General features: G+C 46.6%; 14 protein-coding genes. 12 read left to right on the forward strand and 2 right to left on the reverse strand.

All coding sequences use genetic code 11. The features are described 5' to 3' along the window. Positions 1-335 precede the first annotated feature (335 nt). Together RIG27_RS15785 and RIG27_RS15790 are read left to right on the forward strand one after the other, a co-directional pair. Positions 336-1,850: an AAA family ATPase gene (locus tag RIG27_RS15785; protein WP_446346657.1), complete on the forward strand. Its 1,515-nt coding sequence runs from the start codon at positions 336-338 to the stop codon at positions 1,848-1,850. Positions 1,851-2,142: 292 nt separating this feature from the next. Then, positions 2,143-2,619 (forward strand): SH3 domain-containing protein, encoded by a 477-nt coding sequence (locus RIG27_RS15790; protein WP_446346659.1) that lies wholly within the window; start codon positions 2,143-2,145, stop codon positions 2,617-2,619. A 161-nt stretch (positions 2,620-2,780) separates the two neighbouring features. Here RIG27_RS15790 and RIG27_RS15795 read toward each other — a convergent pair whose 3' ends face one another. Continuing rightward, positions 2,781-3,491 (reverse strand): SH3 domain-containing protein, encoded by a 711-nt coding sequence (locus tag RIG27_RS15795; RefSeq protein ID WP_446346661.1) that lies wholly within the window; start codon positions 3,489-3,491, stop codon positions 2,781-2,783. Positions 3,492-3,932: 441 nt separating this feature from the next. Here RIG27_RS15795 and RIG27_RS15800 point away from each other — a divergent pair, with 441 nt between their 5' ends. From RIG27_RS15800 to RIG27_RS15830, 7 genes are all read left to right on the forward strand, one after another. Then, entirely contained in the window at positions 3,933-4,109 is a 177-nt protein-coding gene (locus RIG27_RS15800) for a hypothetical protein (RefSeq protein ID WP_446345150.1), read from the forward strand. Positions 4,110-4,505: 396 nt separating this feature from the next. Then, on the forward strand, positions 4,506-5,717 hold the full coding sequence (locus RIG27_RS15805) for an RNA-guided endonuclease InsQ/TnpB family protein (protein ID WP_446346663.1): 1,212 nt from the start codon (positions 4,506-4,508) through the stop codon (positions 5,715-5,717). A gap of 87 nt (positions 5,718-5,804) precedes the next feature. Continuing rightward, a complete protein-coding gene (locus RIG27_RS15810) occupies positions 5,805-6,770 on the forward strand; it encodes a peptidoglycan-binding domain-containing protein (protein ID WP_446346665.1) in 966 nt (321 codons plus the stop codon). A gap of 245 nt (positions 6,771-7,015) precedes the next feature. Then, entirely contained in the window at positions 7,016-7,852 is an 837-nt protein-coding gene (locus RIG27_RS15815) for a WecB/TagA/CpsF family glycosyltransferase (protein WP_446346667.1), read from the forward strand. A 437-nt stretch (positions 7,853-8,289) separates the two neighbouring features. Beyond that, positions 8,290-10,668, forward strand: coding sequence for a GumC family protein (locus tag RIG27_RS15820; protein WP_446346669.1), 2,379 nt, complete (start codon positions 8,290-8,292; stop codon positions 10,666-10,668). A 221-nt stretch (positions 10,669-10,889) separates the two neighbouring features. Continuing rightward, a complete protein-coding gene (locus tag RIG27_RS15825) occupies positions 10,890-11,054 on the forward strand; it encodes a hypothetical protein (protein ID WP_446346671.1) in 165 nt (54 codons plus the stop codon). 42 nt (positions 11,055-11,096) lie between these two features. Continuing rightward, positions 11,097-12,290 (forward strand): glycosyltransferase, encoded by a 1,194-nt coding sequence (locus tag RIG27_RS15830; protein ID WP_446346673.1) that lies wholly within the window; start codon positions 11,097-11,099, stop codon positions 12,288-12,290. 30 nt (positions 12,291-12,320) lie between these two features. On the opposite strand, the gene RIG27_RS15835 is transcribed toward RIG27_RS15830, so the two are convergent. Continuing rightward, positions 12,321-13,322, reverse strand: a complete 1,002-nt coding sequence (locus RIG27_RS15835) for a glycosyltransferase family 2 protein (protein ID WP_446346675.1) — start codon at positions 13,320-13,322, stop codon at positions 12,321-12,323. A 171-nt stretch (positions 13,323-13,493) separates the two neighbouring features. Between RIG27_RS15835 and rfbC the strand changes: the two genes are divergently transcribed. The 3 genes from rfbC (at position 13,494) to RIG27_RS15850 (ending at position 16,170) form a co-directional block, all read left to right on the forward strand. Next, the gene (gene rfbC, locus RIG27_RS15840; RefSeq protein ID WP_446346677.1) at positions 13,494-14,039 is read left to right on the forward strand and encodes a dTDP-4-dehydrorhamnose 3,5-epimerase; all 546 of its coding nucleotides are present in this window, start codon (positions 13,494-13,496) and stop codon (positions 14,037-14,039) included. Next, complete coding sequence (gene rfbD / locus RIG27_RS15845; protein ID WP_446346679.1) at positions 14,036-14,923, forward strand: dTDP-4-dehydrorhamnose reductase; 888 nt, start codon at positions 14,036-14,038, stop codon at positions 14,921-14,923. The genes rfbC and rfbD overlap by 4 nt, the downstream gene beginning before the upstream one ends. Before the next feature lie 173 nt (positions 14,924-15,096). Beyond that, positions 15,097-16,170 (forward strand): glucose-1-phosphate thymidylyltransferase, encoded by a 1,074-nt coding sequence (locus tag RIG27_RS15850; protein ID WP_446346681.1) that lies wholly within the window; start codon positions 15,097-15,099, stop codon positions 16,168-16,170. Positions 16,171-16,543: the final 373 nt, after the last annotated feature.

Consider the following 16,543-nt stretch of genomic DNA (forward strand, 5'->3'; position numbering starts at 1 on the left):
GAAACACTAACAATTTTGGTAGAATTCCGACAGGTACGGCGGCATTTATTTGTTCGGCACGACCTACAGAACCTAGAAAACTTAAGATTAGGGGTTCCAGTAGAGATTATTTGTTACAATAACGCATCGACTGGGTAAAAATCTTAGTGCGTTCATAAGGCTTTTTTAGTCTTAGCTCCCTAGTAGAAATAGCAGGGAGGAGTGCCAAGGCAGAAGTTCCTGGTATTCACCGAGAACAGCGGCTCTTCGTGGTAACAGCAGGAGAGAATCCCCAACTAGATTGCTTGCAATTAGTTGGGGTCTGTTCAAGTTGTTGCATTTCCCGTCAAAACCCCATGAGTTTTAATGATGAGTTTGAGCTGCTGCTACGCGCCCGCTATCCCCTAATTTACATCCCCACCCTGGAAGAAGAACGAGCCGAAGTCGCGATCGCACAGGCGGCTCAACGGTTGGGTGAACGGGCGGTTTATCTGTGGGATTTTGTCGATGGCTATCAAGGGAACCCCAATGATCAAGGGTTTGGACGCCGTAATCCCTTACAGGCTTTAGAGTTTGTCGAGAAAATCCCCGCCAACGCCCCTTCTATCTTTATCCTGAGAGACTTTCACCGCTTTCTAGACGATATCTCCGTTTCTCGCAAACTGAAAAACCTGGCGCGACTCCTCAAATCCCAGCCGAAAAACCTCGTCATTGTTACCCCCCAAGTCGCCATCCCCCCAGACTTAACCGAAGTGCTGACGGTACAAGAGTTTCCCCTACCCGATGTTGGGGAAATCAAAGCCGAAATTAGCCGCTTAGTTGCCGCCACCAGCCAATCCCTCAGCGACAAAGTTCTAGATGAACTCGTGCGTTCTTGTCAAGGGTTATCCTTAGAACGGATACGCCGAGTCTTAGCCAGAGCGATCGCGGCGCAGGGGCAAATCCAACCCGATGACGTGGAAATGGTGTTAGAGGAAAAACGCCAATCGATTCGCCAAACCCAAATCTTAGACTACTATCCCACCAGTGAACGAATTTCCGATATTGGCGGCTTAGATAACCTCAAAGACTGGCTGCTGCGCCGAGGCGGTGCCTTTACCGAACGCGCCCGACAATATGGATTACCCCATCCCCGTGGCTTGCTGTTAGTCGGAATACAAGGAACCGGAAAATCACTCACCGCTAAGGCGATCGCCCACCATTGGCATCTTCCCCTATTACGCTTAGATGTCGGGCGTTTATTCGGCGGCTTAGTCGGCGAATCCGAATCCCGCACCCGCCAAATGATTCAACTGGCTGAAGCCTTAGCCCCCTGTATTCTCTGGATTGATGAAATTGACAAAGCCTTTGCCGGAGTAGAATCCAAAGGCGATTCCGGTACCGCCAGTCGGGTGTTTGGTACGTTCATCAACTGGTTAGCCGAGAAAAAATCCCCCGTGTTTGTCGTCGCCACCGCCAATAATATCCAAGCCCTCCCACCGGAAATGCTGCGGAAAGGGCGATTTGATGAAATCTTTTTTGTCGGCTTACCCTCTCAAGACGAACGCCAAGCGATTTTTGAACTGCACTTAGGGCGACTGCGCCCTCATAACCTCAAAAACTATGATCGAGAACGACTCGCTTATGAAACCCCCGACTTTTCCGGCGCAGAAATTGAACAAACCCTGATCGAAGCCATGCACATTGGCTTTAGTCAAAATCGAGATTTTACCACCGATGATATAGTAGAAGCCGCCAGCCAAATCGTTCCCCTAGCCCGTACCGCCCAAGAACAAATTCAATTTCTCAAAGACTGGGCAGCGGCGGGAAAAGCACGGATGGCGTCTAGAGATAATCGTTTAAGCAGTCGGATTCAGCGTCAACTGCAATAAGCTGTTCGGTATTTAGGTTAGGTACCTCAATCGCTCAAAGGCAACAGGCAACAGGGAATACACAATTTAAATGCGTCTTAGCTTAAAAGTTTTGAGTTTTGAATTTTGACCCTTCGCTTCGCTCAAACAACCTGGCGTGTCTGTAGGGGCGGGTTTAGGGACTTTCTTTTTTATCTTGATAGTAACGTTTGTACAAAACCCGCCCTAACTAAGCTTTGAAAACCCGCCCTAACTAATCTTTGAGTGCGATAACTATTTGACAAATAATGACAAATAACCAATAATAAACGCTATGAGATTATCAGGTATTGCCAAGTTTTTTATCGGATTTATTCTAGGTATTGCCATATTATTGGCGGGGGGTGGTGCCGTCGCCTATTACTTTTTCACAAAATTATCAGTCAATCCAGCTAAACCCATTTTTGCCGAAGAACAACAAGCCAAGTCACCAGTTAAATCCCCTGATGCGGCGAAGAAACCCGCTCAATCTGCCCAGAAGCCAAAACCCAGTCCGAGTCCCACTCCCAGTGAATCCCCAGAACCTGAAGAATTACCCCCGGGCGCGTATGAGGCGCGGGTAACGTGGCCCGAAGGATTAAGCCTGCGCGATTCTCCCAGTCTCAATGCCAATCGTATTGGTGGCATAGCCTACAACCAGGAAATTATCATCCTCAAAGAAAGCGATGATAAAAAATGGCAGAGAGTACGCTTGTCGGGTAGTGAACAAGAAGGTTGGGTCAAGGCGGGAAATGTTGAGCGAGTCGAATAAGTGTAGATACGCGCCATGGCGCGTCTGTATTTTGACCCTGTGCTTCCCTCAATAGCATGGTTTGTAGGGGCGGGTTTTACTACTATCATTTCCTTAGCACCCATAGGTAACTAAACCCGCCCCGATGAAATGATAAATGACAATGAACCATCAACCAATGACTAGAAACACGCTTTAAGATTAATATCACCCAGTTGCGGAAATCCATTGGATAGCCAGCCAGAAGTTGGGGTGATAATCCTCACCCATTCACGTCCAGCGTCATCTAATCTAAACTGGGGTGGTTCAGAAAGAGTGACGCGATCGCCAAAGAAGACGCCACCCACTCTCGCTGAATTCGTGTTGGGACTTTCCCGAATCGCTAACCCTTCATCTTCTTCATAAATTACTCGGCGACAACGGTTAGGTGGTGTGGGTGGGGGTGTAGTCCCAGGATTCCCCGCGCAAGGCTTGAGATCTTTCGCCTGGACAAATCCACTAATCGGAGAACCAATCGCAATCCAACCATTCCTACCACTCGCTTCAGCCAGGATGACTTGTTCATCGGCTTGTAAGGCGCGAATTGGATTAGCGGTTGAACGTTCCGCGTAGATAAAAATTGACCGCGCCGCCGCCCGACATTGCCCGATCAACCCTTGAGTAAGCAGAAAAGAATTTGTCTGGGAAGGTAAGGTTGACGTGAATGTTCTACGTTGATAGTTTAAAAGGTTTCTATAAGTATTACGTTCTACATTCTCCGTGGCATGAACCCAAGTGGTCACCAACGGAGTTGGTTCTCTGCCAACGGCTACACTAGCCGTTGCAGTTAAACCTTCTGCCACAGTAAATCCTAACACCAAAAGTGCGGCTGATACCAAGTTGCGTTCTATCATGTCATTGGAGAGCGAAGCGAAGAATCTGGACAGATGCGCGAGCGTCATTCCGTTTCACTGCATTCTGCTCAGCATGACAGATTTTACCTTAGACTGCAACTTAGTATGACTTTCTCCACGGGCTAATTTGGCTCATTTGGGTCACTCCTCATCGGGTTAAGGATCATGTCTGATTGAATACACATCATTACAGGCAAATTCAATGTCTGGCAATTGCTGGACTGCCTGGGCAAGAATATATGGGCAATGATTAACCGGATTTGATAGAAGTCATCACTATCATCCATCAAAATTGTGCAACATCAAGATTATATTAAGAAACGTAGCTAAATTTAAACCTTGATTGCAATAATTTAGCAGAGACTTCAGTTCAAGAAAAGAGAGTGGTACGGTGAGAAAACCTGTCTGAATCGTTGTAAAGTTCGTTAACGAAAAATACGCATGTACCACAAAAACACGAATAAAGATATCTGGACTGCCTTAGTTACCGCCGCGTTGGGTGCTGGAATCGTCACCTCGTTTGCCGTGAGTCAGGGTCAACACCCTCTATTAGCCTTGACAATTACAGGCATAGCAGCGCTGTCTGCTGTTCTGATCGAGCGATCGGGATTACTATAGGGTCTGCTGAATAAGTCTTGTGGTGGGGTTAGAGAGCAGGAGAAACAGAGGAAGCAATGTAGAGACGTGCCATGGCACGTCTGGAAGCAGGGCAAGAGAGTTCCTGATCAACGAATGACGAATGACGAATGACAATCCCTACCGTTAACTTGAAATTTTCCCACCGAAATCGCGAGGGGCTACGGGTTCAATCGTAGCGCAGCGGAGATAAGCTGTTCGGCATTTAAACCTTAATGTCAATAATGGTGCAATCCTTGTAGTGCGAGCATCTTGCTCGCTACTAATACCCAATTTAAATGCATGACAGCTTAACCCGTAGGGGGATAGCGAAAAATGCCATCGGTCGATCCCCGAAATATTTCTAACTATTGTCCCTATAGGTGGTATAATCGAGTTATGAAACAAGTTCTAACTATAGTTGTAAAGCTTCAACCTACGCCTGAACAAGTTGCCAAAATTGAGGCAACCCTTCAGGCGTTTGCTGCTGCCTGCAATTATGTTAATGAACACACAGATCCAAAACTGACCAATAAAATAGCTATTCAGTCCTTGACTTATCACACGATTAAAAGTGAGTTTGGTCTTGTGGCGAATATGGCGGTTAGGGCTTGTGCGCGAGTCTCTGCTAACCGGAAGGTGTCCAAGCAAAAGGGTAAGCCTGTTAAGAGCTTCGCCCCGACCAGTATGGACTGCGATAAAGACTTGTTTCGGCTTCGTGAGCAAGACTGGACTGTGAGTCTTGCGACTATCCACGACAGGGAACGCATTGGGTTAAATGTGGGTAACTACCAGAGAGGTAAACTCAAGGGAAGAAAACCAACATCAGCTCAGTTGTGTAAACATCGCGACGGAAAATTCTATCTACACATCCAAATTAAAGATGATGCGCCTGATTCGCCAGATACCGACAAGGTTCTTGGTATCGACCTAGGACGGCGCGACATTGCCGTAACCACAGAAGGTGAAAAGTGGGACGGCGCAGGTATTCAGCGAGTTCGCGATAAGTTTTCTCAGGTTAGAGCATCTCTCCAAAAGAAAGCCCCGAAAGGCACGAGGACAACTCGGCGTAGATGCCGGGAAATCTTGAAACGGCTGTCGGGTCGGGAGAGACGCTATCAGCAATGGCTCAATCACGGTATCTCCAAGGCGGTGGTCAAAAAAGCCGTCGAGTTAAGTGCCTCAATTGCTATAGAAGACCTCACGGGAATTAGGGAAAGAACTAACGAGCAGCCTAGAAGCAAGACTGAGCGCAGACGCTCTAATAGTTGGGCGTTTTATCAATTGCGTCAGTTTATTGAGTATAAAGCGCTAGGTGCTGGTGTTCGAGTTATTCCTGTTCCCCCAGCCTATACTTCACAACAATGCCATAAATGCTTGCACATTCACCCAATAAAAGGAAAGTCCTACCGCAGTGGTAAGACTTTCAAGTGTGGGCATTGCGGATGGCATGGGGATGCCGATTTCAATGGAGCCAACAACATTGCACTTGTGGGGCTGTCTATAAACCAGCCTGGAGGCACGGGGTTGTCATGCAGGTTAAAAAGAACAACCAAGTATGTTCAGCTTAACCTGTTTGATTACTTCAGGGCTACTGAAAACCCAGACTGAGCGCGATAGCAAGTCTGGGTAGTTTATCGACTTACTATCTTTCCAGATAGCTTGATAAACTAGCAATAAAAGTTATCTAGGAGGCCTATGGAAACCCTTGCCTATAGCAATCTTATCTGGGCGTCGGAAAACCCAGCCGAGGTGGGTTTAGAGAGTGTCAATCTGGATGAGTGGCGATTGATAAAGCCTTCTCCCGTACCATTCCACTGGCTATTATTCGCCATCATTCTCAGCAGCTTAGGACTTACAGACAAAGCTGTTGCCCAAACGCTACAGCAAGGAAGTCGTGGATCTCAAGTCATGGAGATGCAACAGCGTTTGCAGGACTTAGGCTATTTTGATCAGCAACCCACCGGGTATTTTGGTCCGATCACCACAGATGCTGTCCAGCAATTTCAGCGCCGCAATGGGCTGATTCCAGATGGAATCGTCGGTCAACGCACCCAATCTGTGTTGTTCGATAACTTGAGCCGTATTTCACCCTTAGATTCGACCTTTGCCTCCAGCACTTTACCTCCCCCCAGTAAAACGATTGGCACCTTGCCATCTCCTCCGACGATCGGAGATATTTTTTCTCCTACCAGAGGACAAGTGATACCGCCGCCTCCGATTGAGACTCAACCGTCTAGTTTTAGAGAATTGCGTCCCGGCGATCGCGGTCAAGATGTATTTGAACTTCAGCTAAAGTTAAGACAGGCAGGGTTTGATCCAGGTCCTGTTGATGGCATTTATAGTTTCCAAACTCAGAACGCCGTTGAGCAGTTTCAGGAGGCAAATAATCTATTTACCGATGGCGTGGCGAATCAAGACACGCTTCAGGCGTTGGGGTTAATTCCGACACTTGAGCAAAATCGTTATGTAGTCGTTGTCCCCATTTACAACGGAGATACACTCACCCGAGTGCAACGATATGTGTCGGGGGCGTTTACGGCTGACTCTGGACGAGGCAAATTTGTCAATGCTGGTTCCTTTGCCGATCGTGACGGTGCTCAAGAGATTTCCCATCGACTGCGATCGCAAGGTTTGGATGCCAGGGTGGCGTATTTGCGCTAAGAGTCCCACCAGATATAGGGTTAAGAAATCCATCAATCTTGCATTCTGGGCAAAGGCAAAGACGTGTAGAGCATTTTCTACAGGTTATCAGCTAATACCAGCTAACCCTCTGAACATCAGTCGGCTCATAGATTTAATTTTCTGCCAAGACTCTTTAAATTGAATCAACAGCCATTTAACTCGAGTATAGGCTAAAATTAGTATTGGTTGTCTCTACTATGAACTCATCATCAGTTCCACGCTCAATGAAAGACCAACAGGATAACCAGTTTACACCGGAACCCGATGTTATGCCAATACCGCTAGATAGTGAAGATAACGGTCTTTCGGTGCGCCAAAAAGTTAAAATACTTAACTTGTATATTGATAACTTTTATAAAGATGAGTTTTTAAAGAAATTAAAGCAGGGTATTGTATTTACCCCGAATGTAGATCACCTCATGCAATTACAAAGCAATCGGCAGCTTCTACAGGCTTATAAAGCGGCTGATTATGTAATATGTGATAGTCAAATTTTAGTTTACGCCTCTAAATTTTTAGGAACTCCCTTCAAAGAGAAACTAGCAGGATCAGATGTCTTTCCTGCTTTTTGCAATTATCACAAAGACAATCCCGATATTCGCATATTTTTATTAGGAGCTGATCCCGGTGTAGCCAAGAAAGCCCAAGAGAGAATCAATGCTAGAATCGGTCGGAAAATCGTCGTCGGCGAATATTCACCCCCATGGGGATTTGAAAACGATGCACAAGAATGCCACAAAATTTTGCAATTGATTAATGATTCAGGCGCTACAGTGTTGGGGGTAGGAGTTGGAGCACCGAAACAAGAATTATTTATCAGTAAATATAAGAACAAATTTAATCCCAATATTAAAATAATTATGGGAATCGGTGCAACGATCGATTTTGAAGCGGGTAACGTCAAAAGAGCGCCGAAGTTTCTCCGTGACATTGGCTTAGAATGGTTTTATCGTTTTTCAATTGAACCGAGACGATTGTGGAAACGATATTTTGTTGATGATGTCGGTTTCTTGTTGCTGATATTGAAACAGAAATTCAAAATTTACAAAGCTCCTTTTTAGACTATGAATTCATCAAGTAACCATTGAGTAGGTGGACACAATTAAAGTTAGCGGTGGAGATTAGGGAACAGGGAACAGGGAACAGGGAACAGGGAACAGTAAGGGTTTGAGACTTGTTTACATAACTTAATCTAGTTAAGTTTATTTCCACCAACCTACTTACTCATCCGGAGTGAACCAAGTTTTAATTTAAATCCTCACTACCAGGACAGCAATTGTGTTCAATTGCATCAAAGATTGTCAACAGGTTCGGGGTTCTTGCTTCCTGTCACCTATTCTCTGTTCCCCATTCCCTCTTGAAAGTAGAGACGCGCCATGGCACGTCTCTACTTTATCAAACCTTTATTGATAGTTATCTAGAGTTTCATTTAAAATGGATTGAGAAGACTAGCCCATTCGGGAAAAAGTCTTGTGTGAGACACCAAAGATAGAGACAGTTGGCTCAATGGTCTGGCATAATAGATGTGCCAGGAACTGTTGCAAAAAAAGGGTTTGGGTGCGGCACAGTCAACGTGACAGAGGTCAACATGGAAATAGAACGGGATGCTCCACTTTCATCAAACGGTAAGGGCGATGGACATGATCCGCCCTTGTCTGCAGATTTGACGGATGAGGTAACCGCTACTCCTCAACGTGGATTGAATTTGCGTCCCTTGTTGCGAACAGCGAAGCGGAAAGCTTGGCTGATTGCGGGCTTGACCACCCTAACGACTGCAGCCGCTTGGTATGTGAGTTCTAAGGAACCCCCGATTTATGCCGGGGGATTTCGTCTATTAGTGGAACCCGTAACCAATGAAGAACGAGCAAGTGACCCTAGCTCCCTGGCTCGCACCAGTGGGGTGCCGAGTGAGCAAATGTTTCGCTTGGATTACCCCACTCAGATTGAAATATTAAAGGGAGTGGGTGTCCTCAAGCCAGTGGTGGGGGAAATTGAAACGAAATTTCCGGGATTTAGTGTCGGTGCTTTAAGACAAGGGTTAACTATTGAACAAGTTAGTGTCGGACAAGGCAGAGGTTCTGAAACTAAGATTCTGGCAGTGAATTACCAAGGAACTGATCCGGAACTGGTCAAGTTTGTTTTAGAAGAAACCGCTCAGAAATATTTAAAGTATAGTCTGGATGAACGCCAGAGCAGTATTAGTGAAGGGGTTAAATTTATCGATGAGCAACTGCCGAAATTGCAGGAGCGCGTCAATAACTATCAGAAACAGATTCAGGCAATTCAAGAGCGCTATGACCTGATTGAGCCTCAATCTAAAGGGGCAGAATTACTCGCTCAAGTCCGGGATCTTGAAAATCAACAGCGAGCCACCCAACAAGAGCTACGGGAGTTGAAAACCCTCTCAACTAACTTGCGGCAACAATTAGGATTATCTCCAGAGGAAGCTATCGCTTCATCCGCCTTAAGCCAAGACCCGCGTTATCAAGGGTTAAAGGGTAAAATTCAGGAAGTAGAGAGTCAAATTGCCCTTGAATCTGCCCGCTTTGCACCGGATAATCCCCGGATGCAAGCCCTAGAGGAACAGCGGCAGAATTTACTGGAGCTGCTGAATCAAGAAGCCCAACGGATTATTGGCGAGAACCTGAAAACTACCACCAATAATTCAGATGTGATGACATTTCAGAACTCCGTTCGCATGGGGCTGATTCAACAACTGGTGGAAGCGACGAACCAGATTCAACTGTTAGAAGAACGCCGTCAGCAGTTAGCCCAAACAAGAACGGCATTCGCTCAACAAGCTGCTCAAATGCCGGCAGTTATCCGTGAGTATACCGAACTCCAGCGGCAGTTAGAAGTGGCGACACAGACGCTAAATAAACTTTTAACTCAGCGGGAAACATTCCAAGTTGAGGAAGCGGGAAAAAAACTGCCGTGGGAAATTCTTTCGGAACCGCAAATCCTGCGTGATCAATATGGGAATCCGATGAATATGGCTGAATCTTCTCAAAAACTGCTATTGATGGGTGTGATGGGGGGAGTAGTCTTAGGTCTAGGGTTAGGGGTTATCCAGGAAAAAATCCGAGATATTTTTTATAGCACAGAAGACCTCAAGGATGCGACGGATTTGCCCGTATTGGGTGAAGTTCCTGCCTATCAAAATCGGCATCCGAAGCAGGATAAAGAAACTGGGGATCAGAGTTATCCGGATGCGACATTTGTGGAAGCCTTTGATTCTATTTATACCAGTATCCGGTTTCTGTTTTCCGATCGCCCGATTCGTTCCCTGAGTGTGACATCGGCGGCGTTGGGGGATGGGAAATCCACCGTGGCGTTACACTTAGCCCAAACCGCAGCCCAAATGGGTCAACGGGTACTGTTGGTGGATGCAAACTTGATGCATCCTCAGATACATCAGCAGTTGAATTTACCCAATGCCAAAGGGTTGAGTGACTTGCTGGCAGATAATTTGATGCCTCATGATTTTATCGAGCGATCGCCGATTTCTGATAATCTGTTTGTATTAACCGCAGGTCAACCCCGCCCTCATCTGACGCGGCGGTTTGCCTCAGCCCAGATGCAGGAGCTGATGGCGGAGTTTAAGACTAAATTTGATTTGGTGGTTTATGATACGCCAGAGTTCCCCAGTTGTATGGATATCAGTTATCTGGCAAGGCACACGGATGGGTTGTTGCTGGTGACGGCAATTAAGAAAACCAAGAATTCGTTAGTCAAGCAAACCATCACTCAGTTAGATGCCTTTGGCTTGCCCACACTAGGGATTATCGCCAATCATATCAAACGTTCAGGATTTATGGGGTTACCGCCCGCCCTACAGGATAATAGTTGGGAGCAAACTCCGGTTTCCGTCTCGTGATTGTATTGTAGAGACTCCTCCGGTAGAAAAGCTAAGGTCACCCATTTGTAGGGGCGGGTTTAGGGAATCTGTAGGGGCATGTTTAGGTACTTTGTAGGGGCGGGTTTAGGGACTAAATTCCGCTATTTACCGATAACGGAACAACAAAACCCGCCCTTTCCCACCGATAAATCAACAACTTGCACCCGCCCTTAATAAGCTGTCATGCATTTAAATTGGGAATGGGTAGCGAGCAAGATGCTCAATGTAGCGAGCAAGATGCTCAATGTAGCGAGCAAGATGCTCAATGTAGCGAGCAAGATGCTCAATGTAGCGAGCAAGATGCTCGCACTACGGCAAGGATTTCGCCATTATCGACATTAAGGTTTAAATGCCGAACAGCTTAAATGGCGAAGGACGAAGGAAAAATGACCAATGACTAATAACCAATGACAGTTGCCTATTTAGTTAATCAATATCCCAAAGTTAGTCACAGCTTTATCCGACGAGAAATTCTGGGAGTAGAAGTCTGTGGGATTCCCGTTGCTCGATTCGCTATCCGTTCTTGTGAGTCCGAGTTAGTTGACGAAGGGGACAAGTTAGAGCTGGAAAAGACCCGGATTGTATTAGATATTGGCATAGTGGGCTTACTGTTGGGCTTACTCCGGGTTGTCATAACCAGACCAATTCGGTTTCTGAGTACACTAAGGCTAGCCATTCAAGTCGGTTGGGGATCAGAGCGAGGAATTTTGCGTCATCTCGCTTATCTGGCGGAAGCCTGTGTGTTGCTCAGGTGGTTTTCTGAGGCAGACATTGCCCATGTTCACGCTCACTTTGGCACTAACTCTACCACCGTGCCAATGTTGTGTCACGTCTTGGGCGGACCTCCCTACAGCTTTACAGTACACGGACCCGAAGAATTTGATAAAGTAGGAGCAATCTCCTTAGCGGAAAAAATTAAGCGGGCAGCTTTTGTGGTGGCAGTTAGCAGCTTCGGCAAGAGTCAACTGTATCGCTGGTGTCCTTCTGAACAATGGTCGAAAATTCATATTGTTCATTGTGGGGTGGATGAAACGTTTTTGCGCCAGTCTCCTATCCCTGTACCAGAAAGTCCGCATTTAGTATGTATTGGGCGGTTAAGTGAACAGAAGGGACATCTACTGTTAATAGAAGCAGCAGGTTTATTAGCGGCAGAGGGCTTACCCTTTAAAATTGTACTGGTTGGGGATGGGGAACTACGACCTGAGATTGAAAACAGGATCACACAGCTAGGGTTAGAAGATAAGGTTGAGATTACCGGATGGCTGAGTAATGATCAGGTGCAGAAACAGATTTTAGCATCGCGAGTAGTAGTACTCCCTAGTTTTGCCGAAGGCTTACCTGTGGTAATTATGGAGGCGTTGGCTCTTGCTCGTCCCGTGATTAGCACTTATGTCGCAGGCATACCCGAACTGGTTGAGCCAGGAGTTTGTGGTTGGTTAGTACCCGCCGGATCAGTTACCGCTTTGACTGATGCAATGCGTACTGCCTTACAACTTCCGGTAGACAAGCTGGAACAAATGGGTAAGGCGGGGGCAGAACGAGTGGCGAAACAGCATGATGCGGCGAGAGAGGCGGCAAAATTAGCCGAGCTATTTCAGTAGGTTTGTAGTAAGGGCTTTAGCCTTTAAACCTTATACCGAGGTTTTATATTCAATCAATGTTGCCTGTTGACCCCGCCATCGGATCAGCCAGTATTTCATCTGCCCAATAACTTGCGGCAACTTGTACAACACACAAAACAGAGCATACAATCCGGCGTGGGACGGCAAATCACCATAACTGCAGCGATACCGATACACTCGCCACATCAAAACAGGGTAACCCAAAAATAATAATAGACTCAGACCCGATGTAACCCAAGCCAAACTTAAAGCCGTCACAGGTAGAACAAATCCCCACAACCAACCGCTCAAATTTTCCCGAATCATATACCGTTCAGGGGGATCACCGTGCATCGCCGCACCTTCTGCGACTGCCCAACCCCCACGCATGGAGCGCTTCCACCATTGACTAAACTTGAGCATTGCCGCATCATGATAGGTCATATCGGCATCAATACGCGCAATTTTCCAGCCTCGTTGACGTAGGCGGATACACATTTCCGGTTCTTCCCCGCCAATTAGGGTGTCGTTGTAGCCGTTCACCTCTCGAATGGCGCTGACGCGGATTAAGGCATCCCCACCACAGGCTTTGGCTTCACCCACAGGGGTGTTCCATTCCATATCAGCAAGGCGATTATAGATTGAAGCATCCGGGAATCGTTCCCGCCGTCGTCCACAGGCGATCGCTAATTTATCATCATTATCTAGGGTTTCTATGGCTTGTTCAATCCAGCCGGGGATCAGTTCGCAGTCACCGTCGATAAACTGGACATATTGGATATCTGGGAACTGTTCGATTAGGTATCTAAATCCCGTATTCCGTCCCCGCGCCATGGTAAAGGGGAGGGACATATCCAGGTTTAGCACCTGAACACCCAGGGATTGAGCGGCTTCCACGCTGCCATCGGTGGAACCAGAGTCCACGTATATAATGGGTGTATTCTGGGGAAGGAGTGCGATCGCGGATTTAAGACAGCGAATTAGTCGTTCCCCTTCATTTCTGCCAATGGTGACTACCCCAATGCGGGTCATACTTCTTAACTTCAGTAGCTTTTCAATTGATTCAATTAACTTCTATTCTAGAGGTGTAACTTATCATTGTCTTTACCATAGACTTTAAAGAACATTCCGAAGTCTGGGTTTGATGATATGGTATCCCGACAATTTAACAGCACTAATCCTTATATAACTCCAGAAGGCTAAATGAAAATTATTCCGACTAAAATTCCAGAGGTTGTAATTATAGAACCTCGCGTCTTTGGGGATGAGCGTGGTTTTTTCTTAGAAAGCTACAACCAGAAAGCGTTTACGGAGAAAGCCAATATAGGCGCTACCTTTGTCCAAGATAATCATTCCCGTTCCGTCAAAAACGTTCTCCGGGGGCTACATTATCAAATCCAGCAACCTCAGGGAAAGTTGGTGCGGGCTATCGTGGGGACAGTATTAGATGTGGCGGTGGATATTCGGCAAAGTTCTCCCACGTTTGGACAATGGGTAAGCTGTCTGCTAAGTGCTGAAAATAAGCGACAGGCTTGGATTCCGCAGGGTTTTGCCCATGGCTTTTTGGTGGTTTCCGACATAGCTGAGGTTTTGTATAAAACAACAGATTATTATGCTCCCCAGCATGAACGGACGTTGCTGTGGAATGATCCCGACTTGGGAATCGATTGGAATTTGACCACAGAACCTATCTTATCGGCAAAAGATCAAGCAGGGCAACCCTTGAAAACAGCGGAAGTGTATCCATGACGCGAATTTTACTCACAGGTATTGCTGGACAACTGGGAAGTGAACTTCAACAAACCCTGGTTCCCCTAGGGGAGGTGATGGGGATTGACCGCCAGGGGTTGGATTTAACTCAACCGGATCAAATTCGCCAGGTTATTGGTGAATTTAAACCCGATGTGATTGTTAATGCTGCTGCTTACACGGCGGTGGATAAAGCCGAAACCGAAACCGAACTGGCAAATGCTATAAATGGTAAAGCTCCAACGATTATGGCAGAAGCCGCGCAGCAGTTGGGGGCGGCGCTAATTCACGTTTCCACCGATTATATCTTCGACGGTAAAAAAAATACGCCCTATACTGAAGACGATACTCCTGATCCGATCAATGCCTATGGTCAATCAAAATTATTGGGAGAAGAGGGCGTGCTAAAAAACTGCGATCGCGCCCTGATTCTCAGAACCGCTTGGGTTTATGGGGCGCAAGGGAAAGGCAACTTTGTCAAAACCATGTTACGACTAGGGGCGGAACGTGACCAACTGCGAGTGGTTGTGGATCAAGTGGGGACACCAACTTGGACGGGAGACTTGGCAAGTGCGATCGCGCAATTGGCTCAATCTCTAAAATCCGATACTCTGACGGGTATCTATCACTTTACCAATAGCGGGGCGATTAGTTGGTATGATTTTGCTGTCGCGATATTTGAGGAAGCTGAGCAGATTGGCTTCCCGTTGCAGGTCAAACAGGTTGTACCAATTACTACGGCTGAGTATCCCACACCAGCAGCGCGTCCGGCTTATTCAGTTCTCTCTACTCAGAAGATATCGGCTGTTTTGGGGAATCATCCTTCCCATTGGCGCACAGGGTTGCGGCGAATGCTGAAACAACTTTATGATCAGAAGCATTAAACCGCCTTGGGTTTAAACCCAAGGCTAAAAGCTAAAGTCAGCTAAAGCTGACTGGATAAAAATTATAGTCGTCTTTAGACGACTTAAGCTATAAGCCAAGAACTTGAGTTCTTGGCGGGTGTCGGGGAATGATTTAGTTCCCATCTATACTCCAGCCCATCTAAGCAACTCTTATGAAAGCACTAATTCTTTCTGGCGGTAAAGGAACGCGCCTACGACCCCTAACTTATACAGGGGCAAAACAACTTGTACCAGTTGCCAATAAGCCAATTTTATGGTATGGGATTGAAGCCATCGTCGCCGCTGGGATTACCGATATCGGGATTATTATTAGTCCAGAAACCGGAGAGGAAGTTAAGAGCAAAACTGGAGATGGCGATCGCTTTGGGGCTAAGATTACTTATATCCGGCAAGATCAGCCTGCAGGATTGGCACATGCGGTCAAGATTGCTCAACAGTTTCTTGGTGATTCGCCCTTTTTAATGTATCTGGGTGATAACCTGGTACAAAGTGACTTGAGCTTATTTGTCGAACGCTTTCACGAACGGCAGCTAGATGCCTTAACCCTTCTGTGTACCGTCCCTAATCCCACCGCCTTTGGCGTGGCTAAGGTAGATGAAGAGGGGCGAGTCTTGCAGTTGGTGGAAAAGCCCAAGGTTCCACCCTCGAATCTGGCATTGGTGGGGATTTATCTATTTTCTAGCACAGTTCACCACGCGATCGCGAATATCCAACCCTCAGCTAGAGGGGAGTTGGAGATTACCGATGCGATTCAATATCTGATTGACCAGCCGAAAAAGGTGGAGTCCTTCCAGTTACAGGGTTGGTGGCTGGATACAGGGAAAAAAGATGACCTGTTGGAAGCCAATCGGGTTATTTTAGATACCCTATTAGAAACTGCTGTCCAGGGTGAGGTTGATCAAAATAGCCAGGTGATTGGTAGAGTCAAGATTGGTCAGGGTTCAAAGGTGGTCAACTGTACAATTCGTGGACCGGTGACCATTGGTAGCAATTGTCATCTGGAAAATTGTTTTATCGGTCCTTATAGTAGTGTAGCTGATAAGGTTACGCTGGTTGATACGGACTTAGAGCATAGTGTGATTTTACAGGGGGCGAAGGTGATTGGGGTACAGCAGCGAATTGTGGACAGTGTGATTGGACAACGGGCGCAGTTAAGTGTAGCGCCACGGCGTCCCAAAGCGTTGCGATTTATGATTGGGGATGACTCGCAAATAGAACTGGTTTGATCCCATTAGTCGCCTAACCCGTCCTGACTGAGGTTCCAAGCATGTTTCTTAGCTTATCCGGCGATTCATCCCACGCTCTAATCTTCGATTGAGCGTGGGATGAATCGCCAGTTTATTATTGACAACTTGCTTGTTGTCAGCTAATGTTAAGGGTAAATTGTTTTTGTATTTCATTGACAAAGCTGTAAAAGCTGGTAAATTGACAGCAAAAACTAAATTCCATAACTACAGTTTCTCTGGCGATAAGCAAGAAGTGGGCTCTTGCGTATTCCCCACTATAAAACGCCGGAAGCGTCGTTCTGAAACGGAACCCCAAAGGAAGCCTACAACCGTACCCGTAGGGTCGGTGTAGGAGGACGTGACCTTATCATGT

It is taken from the genome of Coleofasciculus sp. F4-SAH-05, from assembly GCF_040222985.1.
In the GTDB taxonomy this organism is placed as follows: domain Bacteria; phylum Cyanobacteriota; class Cyanobacteriia; order Cyanobacteriales; family Coleofasciculaceae; genus Coleofasciculus; species Coleofasciculus chthonoplastes.